Here is a 15,655-nt window from a genome sequence, read left to right as displayed (position 1 = left end):
CACCCGCTTCGGTCGGCTGGAACCACCCGCCCCACCGGCACCACCTTCACCCCCGCACCACCGCGCCCGGCACCCACCACCGGCCCGGCCTGCGCCTCCTGCGTCCACCGCACCTGCCGTACCCAGCGCGCCCGCACCCTGCCCCGGCTGGGTGGACACCGCGCCGAGTTCGCCTTGGAGCACCAACAGGCCGTCACCCTCCAGGCCCGCCATCGGGGTCTGCTCGTGTGGTGGGGTGAGGCCACCCAATCCTTCTGGGTGGCCTCGGCCACCGGCATGTACGAGGCCAAGACCTACGACGACCTGCTGGCCCATCTGTGGGCCCAATCCCAGAGCCGACTCCTGCCCCGGAACCTCCAGTTCCAACACTGACCGACCCGGTACCCCACGCCCCACCACCCGCCACGCCCCGGCACCCACCGCACCAAGGCAGGTGCCGGGGTTCTCCGGCTCCCAAGGGGCGTTCGGGTGGTGCCCGGTTCGTTCAGGGTTTCGTCGCGAACGCTGGACAGCCTGTCACCACCGGGCTCTAGGCTGACCCCATGGCCGACCAGGTGCTGCACGCCCCCTCCCCCCGCGACATCCGAGCCGAACTCGAAGAGCTCGTCATTCGTGACCTCCACGGACCCATCGGAGGTGACGAACACGAGGAGTTCCCCACCTCCGAGCGGGCCACCGACCGCTACATCCTCGGTCGGCTCGCCCCCAACGGGGCGGTCATCGAACCCGAGGAGCAGGACACCCTCGCCGGGTCCGGGATGGAGGACTCCGCCGCCGACGGAGAGGCCGACAGCACCGACGCCGGGGCCGACGCCCCCGCCACGACCAGCATGTTCTGTAGCGCGCACGGCTTCACCGTCTGCGTGGAGCCCGGTACCACCGAGCTGCACGCCCACGTGGCCTGGGCGCACTACGAGAAGGTCAAGGCACCCGAGGGGCGGGCCAGGTTCCACCGCCGATTCCCGCACACCGCGGACATCGCCCTCTCCCCCCCGGAGAAGGACGCCCACCTGGGGCCGATCGAACTCGACCCCGAACAACCCGGGGTGGTCCTGCGCGGGAGGGTCCGCACCTACGACGGGCGCCGGTTGGTCACCGTCTTCCTCGTCAACGCTCAACAGGGCAAGAGCAAGGAACAGCACCTGTGGCTCTTCCAGGCCGAACTCGCCCTGACCGCCGCCGATGGATCCGCGCCCGTGTTCGTGCCGCGCCCACAGAACTTCTCCGGTGGTGACGAGCGGGACCAAGAGGAACAGCGCAACCTGGCCATGACCCACCGGTTCCACGCCGAGTTCGCGGTCGGCCACAGCGTCGCCGTGGACGTGCGCACCGCCGCCGACGACCCGATGCGCGCGGTCAGGGTCGCCACCAACGCCACCCCCGGCTACGAGCTGCGGCACACCGACGTGCCCAGCGCCGACAAGGACACGGACCTGCCCGAGCTGGCCGACCTGGTGCTGGACATGAAGCACCTCGGTGCGGAGGGCGCGGACGCCATCGACGTTCGCGGGGTGCTGGAACCCCTGGTCACCGGGTATCGGGCGTGGATCGAACGCCAACGCGAGCGCATCGACACCCCCGAGTCCCGGCTACGGCACGACGGGACCGACTTCCGGCGCCTGGCCAAGACCAACATGGACGAGGCCGAACACGCGGCGGACCGGATCGCCGCCGCCATCGACCTGCTCGAATCCGATCCCGAGGCGCTGGCCGCCTTCCGGTTCGCCAACCGGGTCATGCACCGCCAACGAGTGCACGGCATCGCGGCCCAGGGCGACACGAAGGTCTCCTTGCCCGCCCGGTTGCACGGGGTGGACCTTGCCCGCAATCGCAGCTGGCGCCCGTTCCAGCTGGCCTTCCTGTTGCTCAACCTGCCCTCGTTGACCGACCCCGCCCACCCCGAACGTTCGGGCGTCGGTTCCGGGGAACAGCGCGTCGCCGACCTGTTGTGGTTCCCCACTGGTGGCGGCAAGACCGAGGCCTACCTGGGTCTGACCGCCTACACCCTGGCCATCCGCCGGCTCCAGCACACCGGCCAAGGGCTCCACTCCGACACCGGGGTGGCCGTCCTGATGCGTTACACGCTCCGGCTGCTCACCATCCAGCAGTTCCAGCGCGCCGCCACGCTGATCTGCGCCTGCGAGGTGGAACGTCGAGACGACGAGGCCCGCTGGAGTTCGGTGCCCTTCCGGCTGGGACTGTGGGTCGGTGGTCGGGTCACCCCGAACAGGTTCGACCAGGCCAGGGACTGGGTCCGGGACAAGCGCTCCAACCGGGGCGGAAGCGCTCACGGCTCCCCGCACCAGCTCACCGGATGCCCGTGGTGCGGGTCGAGCATCGACCCCGGCAAGGACATCGAGGCCGAGGGCAATGAGCGTCGGGTCCGGATCATCTGCCCCGACCTGGAATGCCCGTTCGGGGAGTTCCTCAGCGACGGAGAGGGGCTGCCGGTACTGGTGGTGGACGAGGAGATCTACCGGCTCGTGCCCTCGCTCATCATCGCCACCGTCGACAAGTTCGCCCAGATCACCTGGAAGGGGGAAGCACAGAGCCTGTTCGGTCGAGCCTCCCGATACTGCACCCGGCACGGCCACCTGGCCGGACAGATGCACGAAAGGGTCTGCGGCGGCTCCCACCAGCACAACTCCGTGGCCAAGGGCGTCAACCTACCGCCCGCCCAGGTGGGTCCCGCGGCCGCGGTTCGACCACCCGACCTCATCGTGCAGGACGAACTCCACCTGATCACCGGCCCGCTCGGTTCCCTGGTGGGACTGTACGAGACGGCGGTGGACCTGTTGTGCGGCTGGGAGTACACGGCGCCCGGAGGAAAGACCCGGTACAAGGTGCGGCCCAAGGTCATCGCCTCCACCGCGACCGTGCGCCGAGCCAAGGAACAGATCGGCAAGCTCTTCGCCCGGAACCGGACCCGGATCTTCCCACCCCAAGGGCTGGACGCCTCGGACACGTTCTTCTCTCGACAGCGCCCCACCCACTCGGGCGACACCCTCCTCCCGGGGGTGAACACCGAACACACCGCGGACGGGCGTCGCTACGTGGGCCTGTGCGCTCACGGGGTGCGCATCAAGTCGGCCCAGATCCGCGTGTACGTGGCCGTCCTGGCCGCGGCCCAGAAGCTGTACCTCAAATACGGCCACAACGAGATCACCGATCCGTACATGACCCTGGTTGGCTACTTCAACAGCCTGCGCGACCTGGGAGGGATGCGCCGCCTGGTCGAAGACGACGTCGCCACCCGGCTCAAACGCGCCGAACAACGCGGACTGGCCTACCGGAACGCGCCCCAGGTGGAGGAGCTCACCTCCCGGCGCAACTCCGACGACATCCCCTACATCCTCGACCGGCTCGGGGTGTCCTTCCCCGACGCCGTCGAAGTGGCGGCCCAGAACCTCGCGGAGAAGAAGGGCAAGGCCGGCAAGGACAGGAAGGGGCCGTGGCCCTTGGACGTCCTGCTGGCGACCAACATGATCGCCGTGGGCGTGGACGTTCCCCGGCTGGGGGCCATGATCGTCAACGGCCAACCCAAGTCCACCGCCGAGTACATCCAGGCGACCAGTCGGGTGGGGCGTCGTCACCCCGGTGTCGTCTTCACCGTCTACAACTGGGCGCGCCCCCGGGACCTGTCGCACTACGAGCAGTTCGCCGACTTCCACGCGAACCTGTATCGGCACGTCGAAGCGCTCTCGGTGACCCCCTTCGCCGCGCGCGCCATCGACCGCGGCCTGACCGGGCTGCTCATCGCCATGGTCCGCGGGTACGACCCGAGCCTGAACCCCAACGCCGGCGCCGGACACTTCGACCGGACCGGCCGCACCGCCGACCATCTGGCGGCCGAGGTCAAACGGCGCGCCCGTGACGTCAACGGGGACAAGGTCACGGTCCGCACGATCGTGGAGGAGGTCGACCGTCGCTTCGACCGATGGAACGACAAGCGCAACCTTCAGAACGTGGAGAGCTTCACCCTGGGCTACACCCGGAGCCCGAAGGAGGACGTGGCACTGATCCGGCACCCCGAGGACGGTCGCTGGTCCATCACCACCTGCCCGACCTCCTTGCGTGAGGTGGAGCCCGGGATCCGACTGGTTCTGGATCCCACGGACGATCTGGGCGACGACGTCCATCACACCTTCCAGCCCCAGGGGGACGGCGGCCGCCCCCAGGGCGGCACCGGAGACGACCAAAGCGAGGCACCGTGACGAACGACCCCATCCGCGTCGGTGAACTGCGCGCCAGCCAACTCCTGCACACCTTCGGTATCGGGGCCCAGGTCGATCTGCCGAACCTGTCGGTGGTGGTCCGTGGCCTGGACGCCTGGAAGAGCGCCCACGCCCTCCCCCTGGAAGAAGAGCGCCTCCTGGCCGCGGTCCGACGCAAGCTCGGCCCCCAGGTCAAGGAACTGCGCACCCCGCCCTACACCCCTTCGAGTTCCAACGTCTACGACGAGTGGGCCCGCATCGGGGTACCGGTGTCGGCGTTCCCACGATGGCTGCGGTGCACCAAGTGCAACCGATTGTCCTCGATCGACTCCGGGGCCTTCGACCTGCGATCCAACCCCTTCAGTCCCGACCGGACCAAGTACGTGCACGGCTGCCGGGGCGAGGGCAACAAACGCCCCGCGGCCGTCCCGGCCCGCTTCGTCATGGCCTGCGCGGCCGGACACATCGACGACTTCCCCTGGGTCTACTTCACCCACCGGGGCCAGATCCCGGAGACGGGGGAGCACACCCTCAAGCTGGTGGAGCAGGGCACCACCGGTGAGGCCGCCAGCGTCCTGGTGGTCTGTGAGGGCTGCAACGCCGACCCGAAGCGGGCCGGTGGGCGTTCGATGGGTGAGGCCTTCGGCCCCGAGAACGCCGTGAACCTGCCCCGCTGTCGGGGCCGACATCCCCACCTGGCCTCCTTCGAGGCATGCGACGAGGAGCCTCGCACCATGGTACTGGGCGCCACCAACAGCTGGTTCCCCACCCAGATGCGGGTCTTCAGCCTGCCCCAGGGGGACACCGCCCTCTCCGACGCCGTCAGCGCGCACATGAAGTCCTTGGGTCCCCTCCTGGCCCTGCCCAAGGAGGTGGCCGAGCATCCGATCCGGCAGATGACCTTCTGGGGCGATCTGGACGAGTTCGGCTTCGACGCGGTCTGGGCCGAGGCCCAGACACAACTGGCCGGTGAACAGGACACCGACACCCACGCCGACGGTGATGACGAGGAGGTGGACCTGGCCGGTCCCGAGTGGGAGGCCTTCACCCGACCCGGGGACGTGGAACTTCGGGACTTCACCACTCGTCGGGTGGGGCGGGTCGTGCGCGACCACCGGGAGCGGTTGCGAGAGGTGGTGCTCGTCCCGCGTCTGCGCGAGGTCAGCGCCCTGTACGGGTTCACCAGGGTGGACGCGCCCGAGTTCGACGTGGTCGACACCGACGACAAGCGAGTGGCGCCGCTGACGACCAAGGCCCCCGAGTGGGTGCCCTGCGCCGAGCAACGCGGCGAGGGCATCTTCTTGCGCTTCGCCGAGGAACCCCTGGCCGCGTGGGAGGCCACACAGGTCGTCAAGGAGCGGGAACAGCAGCTCGTCGGTGGCCACGACCGCTGGCGCCAGGCTCGTAACCTGCCGCCCGCGGACTGGCCCGGCATGCGTTACGTCCTGCTGCACTCGCTCGCGCACTGCCTCATCCGCGAACTCTCCCTGGAAGCGGGCTACAGCGCGTCCGGGATCGCGGAGAAGGTGTACGCGCGAGGCGGAGAGGAGCGGATGGCGGGCATCCTGCTCTACACCGCGGCCCCCGACAGCGAGGGCACCCTCGGTGGTCTGGTCGCCCTGGGAGAGGAACCCGAACGACTGGGCCTTCTCATCGACCACGCACTGGACGCGGCCAGGTTGTGCAGCTCCGATCCCCTGTGCGCGGAACACGACCCCAACGACCACGCTCGTCTGCACGGAGCCGCCTGCCACGTGTGCCTGTTCGCCTCAGAGACCTCGTGTGAACGCAACAACCACTACCTGGACCGGGCGTTGCTGGTCGACACCATCTCCCAGGACCTGCCCGCCGGACTCGGGTACTTCCGATGACCTCGGACATGGCGGGAACCGGCCCGATCGAGACCGGCGCGGCACGTGAACGGTGGTCCCGCGACATGGCCGCGATCGCCGGACGGATCGATCCCACCGTCGCCCGTAGTTGGGCCCGGGTCTTGGAGGGGTGCCCCGGCCCGGGGCGGGCCGAGCAGGCCTTGCTGGGGGCATCCCTCCTGACCGGCATCGACCACCACGTCAGGTCTTTGGCCCGGCTCTGGCGACGGCGTCCCCATCTGTCCGGGGAGGCCTTGGGGCTGGCCCTGCTCACGGCGGCTACCGCTGCGGAACGGGTCGACCAGCACAGGTCGAGCGTGGTGGCGACCGGCCCCGAGGGGGCTTCGACCCGGCACAAGAGCGCTTCGCGCACGACCGGCGCCGCCCTGGAGGAAGTGATCGGGGCGGCCCGGCGCCGCCTGCTGGTGGTGAGCTACGCCCACCATCCCTCCACACCGATGGTGGAAGAACTGACCGCCGTGGCCGAACGCGGGGTCGTGGTGGACGTGCTGTTGGAGAAGAAGACCGGGGCACTCGACGCGTTCAGGGCACCGTTCGCGCGGATGACCGACCAGGTGCGCCTGTGGCACTGGCCCAAGGAGCGGCGCGGCGCCAAGGGGACGGCGTCCATGCACGCCAAGGTGGTCGCCGCCGACCAGAGTCTGGCCCTGGTCGGCAGCGCCAATCTCACCGGCCACGCCCTGCACCACAACATCGAGGTGGGGGTCCTGGTCCGTGACCCGGGCCAGGTGAAGAGGCTGGTCGGTCACTTCCGCTCCCTCATGACCCCCGACGGCCCCCTGAAGCGCGCCTGACCCGAACCTGTTTTGAGCTTTGCGCCCTCATACGGCGGTAGCACCGGGCATTCTGGGATACCGACACGTATCGCACCCCCTAAGGATCAGATGAGCACCTCGGATGGCGCCCAGGATTTCGAACTGGACGTTCGGATCCTCGACGACACCGCTTCGTACCTGGTCGATATCGCTCGCCGGTACTGGGACCTTCGTGGTCTGGACGAAGCGGGTGCTTACCCTCTCTGGCGTACTCCCGTGCGGGATATCGACACCAACGGCTGGGGTGGTCGACACCACCTCCTGGCGGCCGCCGCGAGCAGGGCCGTGGCCAAGGGATACTTCTGCCCCGCCTGCGAAGAGGAGCTCTCCCTGCCGAATCGGACGGCGTTGAATCAGATCCTCGCCGGTAACGCCAGGGTGGTCTGCGCCGACTGTCACCCCACCCTCACCGAGGAAGCGGAAGAATACAGGGACCCTGACGCGGCGGCCCTTCGTCGGGCCGAACGGCGTCGAGAGAGGCAATCGTTGAACGAGGCCTACGCCGACGCCGAGGAACGCTGGATCAAGGCACATCGGGAAACGTTGCAGAACGAGTTCACCCTCCGCCACCATCCAGAAGAGGCATTCCCGGAACTCGACGTCCGATCGGAGCTCGCCGCGCTGACCGTGGTGCGAAACGCCACCGAGGACGGGATCATCAACATCAGGGATCACCCGGAGCTGTCCTCGCTCTCTCCCGACGGCGTGGACAAGACGGTGATGGAGTCCTTGCGGCGCCAAGGGGTGCTCCACGTACACCCGTCGACCGCGGTGGGTTCCCAGGTGTGGCGGATCGGTGCCTTCAGTGACGCCGTCGCCGAGGCCGGGGGAGACCTGGACGACATTGCGGCCCCCGAACTCGTGGACAGCTACTACCCGTTGACGACCCGGTTCTACGTTCCGTACGGCGAGGACATCCGAACGGCGGTGGCGTCGGCGGACACCAGGCTGCTTCGGCGTCTGACAGGGGCGTTGACGGACCCTCGGCGCTTCAGTGCTCTGGAGACGCTCCTCGTCGAAGTGATCACCGACGAGGCCGTGCGCTACTTCGACCACAAGTTGAAGGAACACCACCTGCCCGAGGTTCCGGCGGGAAGACGTGTTCGGCTGCGGGAGGCGGCGGACCGGCTCGCCCAGGTCCGATGCCTGGGACAGCTCTACTTCGCCGTGTGGGCCGCGACCCGCAACGCGGCCGCGGCCGCACAACGCAACCCTCGGGCCCCCATCACGAACATGACCGAGCACGGGCTCAAGCGCTTCGAGGATCTCTCCCAAGAGATGGTGCGGGACGACACCAAGTACACGAGGGTCTTCAAGGAGGAGACGGGCTTCCCCCTGTCGGTCATGACCCGGACCCTGTTCCACACGGTCCTGGACATGCACCCGATGGAGACCGGTCTGGATCGGCTCAAGGCCATGCGTCCGGCCCCGCCCGCCCCCGCACGAAAGGAGGCCGCCGAACCGGATCCGGCGCCCGCCAGGAAACGGGCCGAAGCGAAGCCCGAACCCGACCTGGAGCCTGAGCTCGTCCACCCCGAACTGGAGGAGAAGGAGTTCCCCTTCGTGCAACTCCAGGTCCGGCAGCTGGCGGCTGTTCCCGAGTCGTGGTCGCCGCATGACTTCACCACCGTTTTCCAAACCGTGCGCGAAGATATCTCGCTTGTCTGGGACGCGGATCATCCCAGCAACTCCACTCTCCAAGCGGCCACAGGAGCGTTGGAGATGCACCTGCTCCAACTCGGTACCTACCTCAGGGAGCGTGAAGCCGTCCTGGCGATGGTGCTCGCGGCCGACCTGTACAGGGAACTGATCGGGGCCCGTCCCAATGCGGTGCCGGCGGGGAGAGTAGTGGTGGGTCTGCTGGTGGAAGCCCTCAGTCGAAGGGAACGGACCGGTCAGCCCATCGAAGCGGACGATGATGAGTGAGCACACTCCGTTGGGTACAGGCCGTCGTCAAGGAGGAAGGGTGGGAAGCGGCGCTCTGCTCGCCGACGGAGGCAGGTCAGCGAGCAGAGGTACCGGGCTGTGACCATGCCACGCCTTGAACAGCGTAGAAGTCGGCTGACAAGCTGGATATCGGGAGCCGGTGGGGACGCCCGCGCACCCCTGAGGGGATGGATGGACTCCGGCTCACAACCAGCGGGTCAGCCGCTCCCTCGGGGTGCCCGAGGCCACGGACCACATCTTCAATGGGTACGGATGCCATTTGGCGTTCCCCAACCTCTTCACGTCATCCTTCTCTTCGAAGGGGACATTGAGGTACAGGCGGCCGTCGACTATCTCACCGACTTCAGGTACCCGCACGAGGGGCTGATCACGGCGGGCCCGTTCCACGATGCGGCGAACCCGATCGCAGGAGTCCGGGTCGGTCAGCCGCATCATCAGGTCGGTCGGTCCTCCAACCGCCAACAGGTTCAGTGAACCGTGCCAGAGCACACGGCCGTCCAGGATCACCACCTTCTCGTGCATCCGCTCACGTGGTCGAACGTCACAGCCCTTCTCTTGGAGAAGGGACATCAGGGCTCGATGACGATCGGCGTTCTCTCCCCGGTTGCCGTCGACGGGCCGGGTGAACACGGTGACCTTCACCCCCCGCGAAACGCAACCCGAGAGGTACTTGAGCCACCGCTGAACCGGGGGCTTGTTGAGGAAGGCGCAGTATATCTCGACGCTTTCGGTGGCATGCTCCAAGTCCCATTCCAGGGCTTTGTACACCTCGTCGGCGGGGAAGAAGGCGGGCCTGCGCAGCTCCTCCTCGCTCAATCCCGCGAGATCTCCGGCGCTGCGCACCGGAACCAGCTCCTGGGCCGGGATGCGTTGGGCGATTCGCTCCAGGAGGTCGAGCATCATCACTGTTTCGCTGTCGGCGCGAAGATGTTCACGCAGGTAACCCACATCGGCGACTACGACGAGGTGGTCCTGGGCACGGCTCAGCGCGACGTTGAGCAGACGGGCGGTGGTCGAGGACATCCCCGTGCCCTCATAGAAGTAGCCCGGCTCCTTCCCTTCCCCGGCCACGGTGTCCAGGATGACCAGTGGACGCTGGCTTCCCTGGAACCGATGCACGGTGTCGGCCAGGCCCTCGTATGCCTTACCGAAGCGGTACTTCAGGCTCTTGTCCAAGTGGGTGACCTGGTCCCGGTAGGGAGAGATGACCGCCATGCTCTGGCTCGGCGCTACGGAATCGTCGTGTTTGCGTCCGGGCAGTACCTCGTCGTACTGAAGTCCCCGAACCAGTTCATGGATGACGGCCTCGTGCACGTGGTTGGACTTGTGCCGAGTCCTACCCTCGACGCGCACACGGCTGTCGGTGGTGTCCACCAACACCACCGACCTCTCCAACAAGGGGGAGTAGGGCAGTCGGGAGACGTCCTTTTCACGTCCCGTGACCAGGGGCGCGTCACGGTAGGCGACCAGGTTGACCACCTCACAGATATGGGGGCGCATTCGGTATTGGATACCCAGCGCCACCAAACGTGGATCATCGATGACCCTGCCGCTGGAGTCGACGAGCCCGGCGGCGTGGAAGGCGTCCCGGTCCATCCAAAGCCGGGAGTGCTGTTTCTCCTCTGCTTTCAGAACCCGGGAGCCGGAAGCCTGGGTGATGGCGGGTAGTTGTCGGAAGTCCCCGGCCACCACCACGCGCTTGCCAGCCAGGCCCGCCGCGCACCACGCGGAGGGGAGATCGACCATGCCGGCCTCGTCGATGATGACGGTGTCCACGTCCTCCATGAGGCTGTGTGACCGCAGGGCCTTGGCCAGGGTCGTGCCCAGGACCCGACATCGGGAGCGAACCATGGCCAGGAGACCGTCCAGCTCCTCCCGGACCCGAGCGAGTTCGCTTTCGTCCCGGCCGATGAGTTCCTCCACCGCGGCCGCGGAGGGAAGACCCATGGTGGCTTCCAACGCCTGGTCCAGTTCCCGAGAGTACTCACGGATGGTGGGAGCAAGTCTTTCGAGGAGCTCTACCACCGCATCGCGTTCACACAGCGACCGATCCAAGTCGGATCGGAGACGGTCACGTTCTTCCAGGAGTCGGGCGAGCCGTTCGGCCTTGCGGCCGGCGAAGATCCCGGAAGGACTGCCGATCGCGCGGATGCTCCCGCTCACCTGGTCCAGGTCCGTTCGAGCACGGGCCAGGGAGTATTCATGGTGGGAGGCCTGCGCGGCGGTTTTTCGTTCCTGGGCCCGGGCCTTGGACAGTTCGTCCTGTGCCTGGGCGAGGTCCTCATGGGCGTCGCGTTGCTCGTTCGCCACCCGGAGGGATTCCTCCAGTTCAGCGGCCTGCTCGGACAGTTCCGCGCCGAGACGGCCGGCGATCATCTCCGGGTCGATCATCGAACCGAAGCGCTCTCGCAGCGAGGCCACCTCGATCTCTCCGGCCCGTTGGACCAGCCCCGAGTCGAAGTCCTCGTCACCTTCCAGCCGTTCGCAAATGCGCTCCAGCGCCTGGTCCACGGCCACGCGCGTGGGCGCCAGGAACAGGACCCGTTCACCGAGTCGATGGGAGCCCTCGGCGATCAGGGACACCACCTCGGTCTTTCCGGTACCGGGTGGACCCCAGATGAAGGTGATGCCGCTGCCCAGGGAATGTTCGATGGCCGTGCGTTGCTCGTCGTTCAGGAGCATGTCCCGGTAACCGCTGATGTGCCGGTGAGGTTCGGCCAGGGTGCCCAAGGGCGGGTCGCCCTCACCCAGTAGCCAGCCGGCGGTGGTCGGGTTCACCGGTCCCGGGTCCTGACCGCAGTCGTGGATGCGGTCGGCCAGTGAGAGCAGTGAGCGGGTCTCGTCCTCGCGGAGTCGGAAGTTGCCTGGATGGTCACCGAAATCGGTATCGGTGGTGACGAGGACGCGTTTTTTGGGCTGGACGGTGACCGTGACGTACTCCCAAGGATCTCGGGAGCGGGAAGGGCGGGCGAGGAGACGGTCGGAGTCGAAGGAATCTTTCCACCGCTCACAAAAGAACATGTATTCGTGTGGAGTGTTCTCATCACCGACTCGGACACGCTCGCCGTTTTTGAGAGAGATGGTCTCCTTGTTGGTGGCGTTGTCGGACAGGTGTGCCCTGACCTCGTGTTCCAGGGCGGTGAGGAAGTGATCGGCGGGTTCGGGAAGTGCGCTTGGGGAAGTCACAGGACCCTTTCGGTGTCGTCAGCACTGGAACCGGCTGAAGGAGTATCCCTGAGAGTGGTGACATTCCGCAGGCGTTCGCATGCTCAGAGTGGGAGGCCTGAGGCGACTGTCGTTTCTGTCATCAGGTTTCCGTTTCCTCCGTGGTGCGTCCGCAGGTGTGCGGCCACACGGCTGGTCGGCTGTTCTGCCAGGCGGATCCCGGAACGTCGGTGGCCGTCGGTAGCTTCCGGGTATGAGTTTCGCGCTGATGACCTACGTGGTCGACCTCGACGTTCTGAACGGATCCGTTGGATCGAAGGACGACAAGCTGCGCCGGATGATCGGCGGCCGGTTCAGGCAGCACCTGGCCCACTTCGACTCCGAGTTCGATCACCTCACCAACGATGGTGGCCCTCCCATCTACGAGGCGATCCGCGCGGTCATCGACGGAGGTCCCTTCGATGAGCGGTACAGCGTCATGTACAACTACGCCTTCAAATGGCTCTGTGAGTTCCACGGTCGTTTCCTGGACAACTCGAACTTCTCTCCGATAAAGGCTGGAGGGTTGGAGATGGTCGACGAGGGCTTGGCGGACCTGGGTGTGACCCAGGTCAGGGTGCAAGGTCTCCGCGAGGGGACAGTTCCGGCACCGATCCCGTTCTCGTCCACGGGCTTCCCCTTCTACGGAGAATGGCGCCTTGAGGAGTGCGAGAAGGCCCTCGAACAGTGGGATCAGGTCACCGAGGAACGTAAGGCCGCAATCGACCCCCACGTCCTGGCCGCCGCCGAGTCCTGCATGGGCTGGTGCGGGACCGCCGTGGCGGCGGGGCGGGGCGTAGCGGGCTTCTTCTACTGACCCGGGTCCCGGTCACCTCATCCGGCACGGCGCGACCACCCGTGGGAGAAGACCGGTTCGCCGCCCGCCACGCCCCTTGCCTCCACCGGTCACAGGAGCGGCGTCAATAGGCTTGGCGCCTATGTGTTGGTGCTGGTCGTAGCGGGGGAAGGCTGGGGCGGCGTAGCTGATGGACGAAGACGACGCGGTCTACGGCGGTTCAGCTCGACCGTCGGACACCGAGGCCTCGCCGCCTGTGTCGGAGCGCATCGGGCTGGGCGCTGAAGCGGACGAGAGCATGGATTGCTTCGCGAGCCTGGCCACGTACCTGCTCGAAGCTCCGGTGGTGGTCACGCTGGCGGAGGAGGAACGCCACCTCCTCCCCGGCCTGGTGGGGTTGGGAGAACCGTGGGCCTCCTCCAGACAGGTGCCCCTGCCTCCCAGGAAGGACCCGGGTGCCCCATCCACCGACGAAGCCGACCAGGACCCCTTCGCCTCCGTGGCGCGTGTGGCCCGAGCCCTGGGGGCGGTCAGCTGGATGGGGGTGCCACTCGTCGACATGGAAGGGACCCTCCTGGGTTTCATCCTCGCGATCGACACCGTCACACGCACCTGGGGCGACAGGGAGATCGACGCACTACGCGATCTGGCACACGTATGCGAGGCGGAGTTGATCCTGCGTCTGCTCGTGGAGGAGAACGGACGCACCCGGCTCCAGGACCAGCGCGCCTACGAACGCTCCCGACTACTGATGCGTACCGCCGAGGAACTGGCGGGAGCCACGGACGTGGCCCTGGTGCGGCGCAGCGCCAAGGCACTGATCACCCTCGATCTGCGCACCGTGCAGGTGGAGCTGATGCTGGTTGAGGGAAGGCGGATGCGCCGCGTCATCGACCCCGAGGACCCTTCGGACGTGGAAGCGATCTACGCGGAATGCGCGTTGGACAGCGACTGGCCGGCGGCCCGAGCGGCACGCACCGGCACCATCGTGGAAGTGCCCGACGCGGATGCCATCGCGAGGCTGGCGCCCGAGGCACGGGCCGCGTTCGCCCGGGCGGGGCTGGCCGGAGCGGTGTTCCTTCCACTGCCAGTGGGACGTGACCCCGTGGGGGTGCTCGTACTGGGGTGGGACACACCGCGCCGGATGGAGGTGGTGGAACGCGCGTTGCTCGGCTCCTTGGCCGAGTACGTCACTCGCGCGGTGGAGCGGGTGTCGTACGTGGCCGGTCGGGTGCAGGCCGCGCACACGATGCAGAAGGCCATGCTGACCGAGGTTCCTCGCGTGGAGGGTCTGGAGATCGAGGCCCTCTACCGCCCCGCCTCGTGGGGCGCCACGGTGGGTGGTGACTGGTACGACGTCTACCCCCTGATCGACGACGCGAGCGGAACGCTGGCGATCACGATCGGAGACATCACCGGCCACGACCTCCAGGCGGCCATCTTCATGGGGCAGGTGCGCACCATGTTGCGGCAGGCCGACCTGGACCACCCCGACTATGGGCCCGCGCGGATCATCTCGGCCTTCGAACACGCCAATCGGGTACTGGGCCTGGGGGCCAGCGGCACGATGGTGCACGCCCACCTGAGGCCGTGTCCCGAAGGGTGGCTGCTGAGGTGGAGCAACGCGGGCCACCTCCGGCCCTTGGTCGCCTCGCCGGGCGGAATCGTCGAAGAGCTGGCCGAGCACGATCTGCTCTTCCACCCCGACTTTCCGCGCCTGCCGCGCACCGACCACCGCAGGATCCTGGAACCGGGCAGCACGTTGCTGATGTTCACCGACGGGCTGGTCGAGCATCGTGGCCAGGACATGGACGCGTTCATCGCCCGCACCAAACGCATACTCGCGGCCGGTGGCGACACTCCGCTACCGGAACTGTTGCGATGGATCGTGGAGGAGAACGTCACCGAGGCCGGTGAGGACGACATCGCGTTGCTGGCCGTACGGCTGGCAGGGCAGGCACCCCTGTGACCCGGCTTCTCCGACGGGTCGACTCGGGTACGTGGGGATGAGTCGTCAGATGGGGTGTCGAGGCTCTTCGGCTCGGGAGGACACGTCCGCGGATTCTGTGATCCACAAGGGTTTCCCATCGCCGCATACGACACGGATGCCCTCAGCCGGTTCCAGGCTGGTGCGCTTCACATGGAGCCGCTTGCCATCGACCTCGGCGACCGGCCGGTCGGGTGAGCGCATGAAGCGATGGGTTCTGACCTGGTCGTGAACCGTGCGGGCATCATCCGACCAACGGATGAAAGCGAACTCCTCCTCCATGAAGCCCGCATGGGAAGCCGCCACGTGGTCCTGTGGTTCGCCGGGCTCACCCGCCACGACGCGGGCCAAGGCGGTGCGGAGTAGTTCGTAGGTGGCGGGCATCGCCTCGACACAGTAGGTCTGCCAGCTGATGTCGTCGGCCAGGGGCAAGCCATCGCGTTGGGCGAGGATGTCGCCGGTATCGAAGTCCTCGTCCATTCGGTGGATCGTGATGCCTGCGGTGGGGTCACCGTTGCGGATGGCCCAGAGCAGCGGTGCGGGCCCTCGATATTCAGGCAGCATCGACACGTGGACGTTGATCGCGCCGAGTCGAGGGATGTCCAGCACCGAACGAGGCAGCTTCCACGCGAAACCGAAGACGATCAACAGGTCGGGGCGGTAGCCCTCCAGTGAGCCCTTTTCAACCTGAAGGTGCAGGTCACGACTCTGCACCGACCATCCAAAACCCCTCCTGAACAGTAAGAAGCCCCTGGTAGAGGAGTTAACGACCAAGAAAACCCAGCACCAGAGGCTCCACA

General features: G+C 67.2%; 9 protein-coding genes. 7 read left to right on the top strand and 2 right to left on the bottom strand.

The annotated features are described in order from the left end of the window. From BQ8420_RS27875 to BQ8420_RS27855, 5 genes are all read left to right on the top strand, one after another. Positions 1-372: hypothetical protein (locus BQ8420_RS27875; protein ID WP_235006529.1), on the top strand; the 372-nt coding region annotated here is incomplete at its 5' end. A gap of 170 nt (positions 373-542) precedes the next feature. Next, entirely contained in the window at positions 543-4,214 is a 3,672-nt protein-coding gene (gene drmA / locus BQ8420_RS27870) for a DISARM system helicase DrmA (protein WP_087102875.1), read from the top strand. After that, positions 4,211-6,085, top strand: a complete 1,875-nt coding sequence (drmB, locus tag BQ8420_RS27865) for a DUF1998 domain-containing protein (RefSeq protein WP_087102873.1) — start codon at positions 4,211-4,213, stop codon at positions 6,083-6,085. The genes drmA and drmB overlap by 4 nt, the downstream gene beginning before the upstream one ends. Next, positions 6,082-6,900, top strand: a complete 819-nt coding sequence (gene drmC, locus BQ8420_RS27860) for a DISARM system phospholipase D-like protein DrmC (protein ID WP_087102871.1) — start codon at positions 6,082-6,084, stop codon at positions 6,898-6,900. Before drmB ends, drmC begins: the two co-directional genes overlap by 4 nt. A gap of 90 nt (positions 6,901-6,990) precedes the next feature. Beyond that, positions 6,991-8,847, top strand: a complete 1,857-nt coding sequence (locus BQ8420_RS27855) for a hypothetical protein (protein WP_087102869.1) — start codon at positions 6,991-6,993, stop codon at positions 8,845-8,847. Between the two features lie 204 nt (positions 8,848-9,051). On the opposite strand, the gene BQ8420_RS27850 is transcribed toward BQ8420_RS27855, so the two are convergent. Next, complete coding sequence (locus BQ8420_RS27850; protein WP_087102867.1) at positions 9,052-12,054, bottom strand: AAA domain-containing protein; 3,003 nt, start codon at positions 12,052-12,054, stop codon at positions 9,052-9,054. Positions 12,055-12,286: 232 nt separating this feature from the next. Between BQ8420_RS27850 and BQ8420_RS27845 the strand changes: the two genes are divergently transcribed. Beyond that, on the top strand, positions 12,287-12,889 hold the full coding sequence (locus tag BQ8420_RS27845; protein WP_087102865.1) for a hypothetical protein: 603 nt from the start codon (positions 12,287-12,289) through the stop codon (positions 12,887-12,889). A gap of 169 nt (positions 12,890-13,058) precedes the next feature. Next, positions 13,059-14,837, top strand: a complete 1,779-nt coding sequence (locus BQ8420_RS27840) for a SpoIIE family protein phosphatase (RefSeq protein ID WP_087102862.1) — start codon at positions 13,059-13,061, stop codon at positions 14,835-14,837. A 45-nt stretch (positions 14,838-14,882) separates the two neighbouring features. Here BQ8420_RS27840 and BQ8420_RS27835 read toward each other — a convergent pair whose 3' ends face one another. After that, positions 14,883-15,569 (bottom strand): methionyl-tRNA formyltransferase, encoded by a 687-nt coding sequence (locus BQ8420_RS27835; protein WP_235006528.1) that lies wholly within the window; start codon positions 15,567-15,569, stop codon positions 14,883-14,885. Positions 15,570-15,655: the final 86 nt, after the last annotated feature.

This window comes from Nocardiopsis sp. JB363, from assembly GCF_900143625.1.
Lineage (GTDB): Bacteria > Actinomycetota > Actinomycetes > Streptosporangiales > Streptosporangiaceae > Nocardiopsis.
Note: the sequence above shows the minus strand (reverse complement) of the source record. Positions and strands in the feature narration are given on the sequence as shown.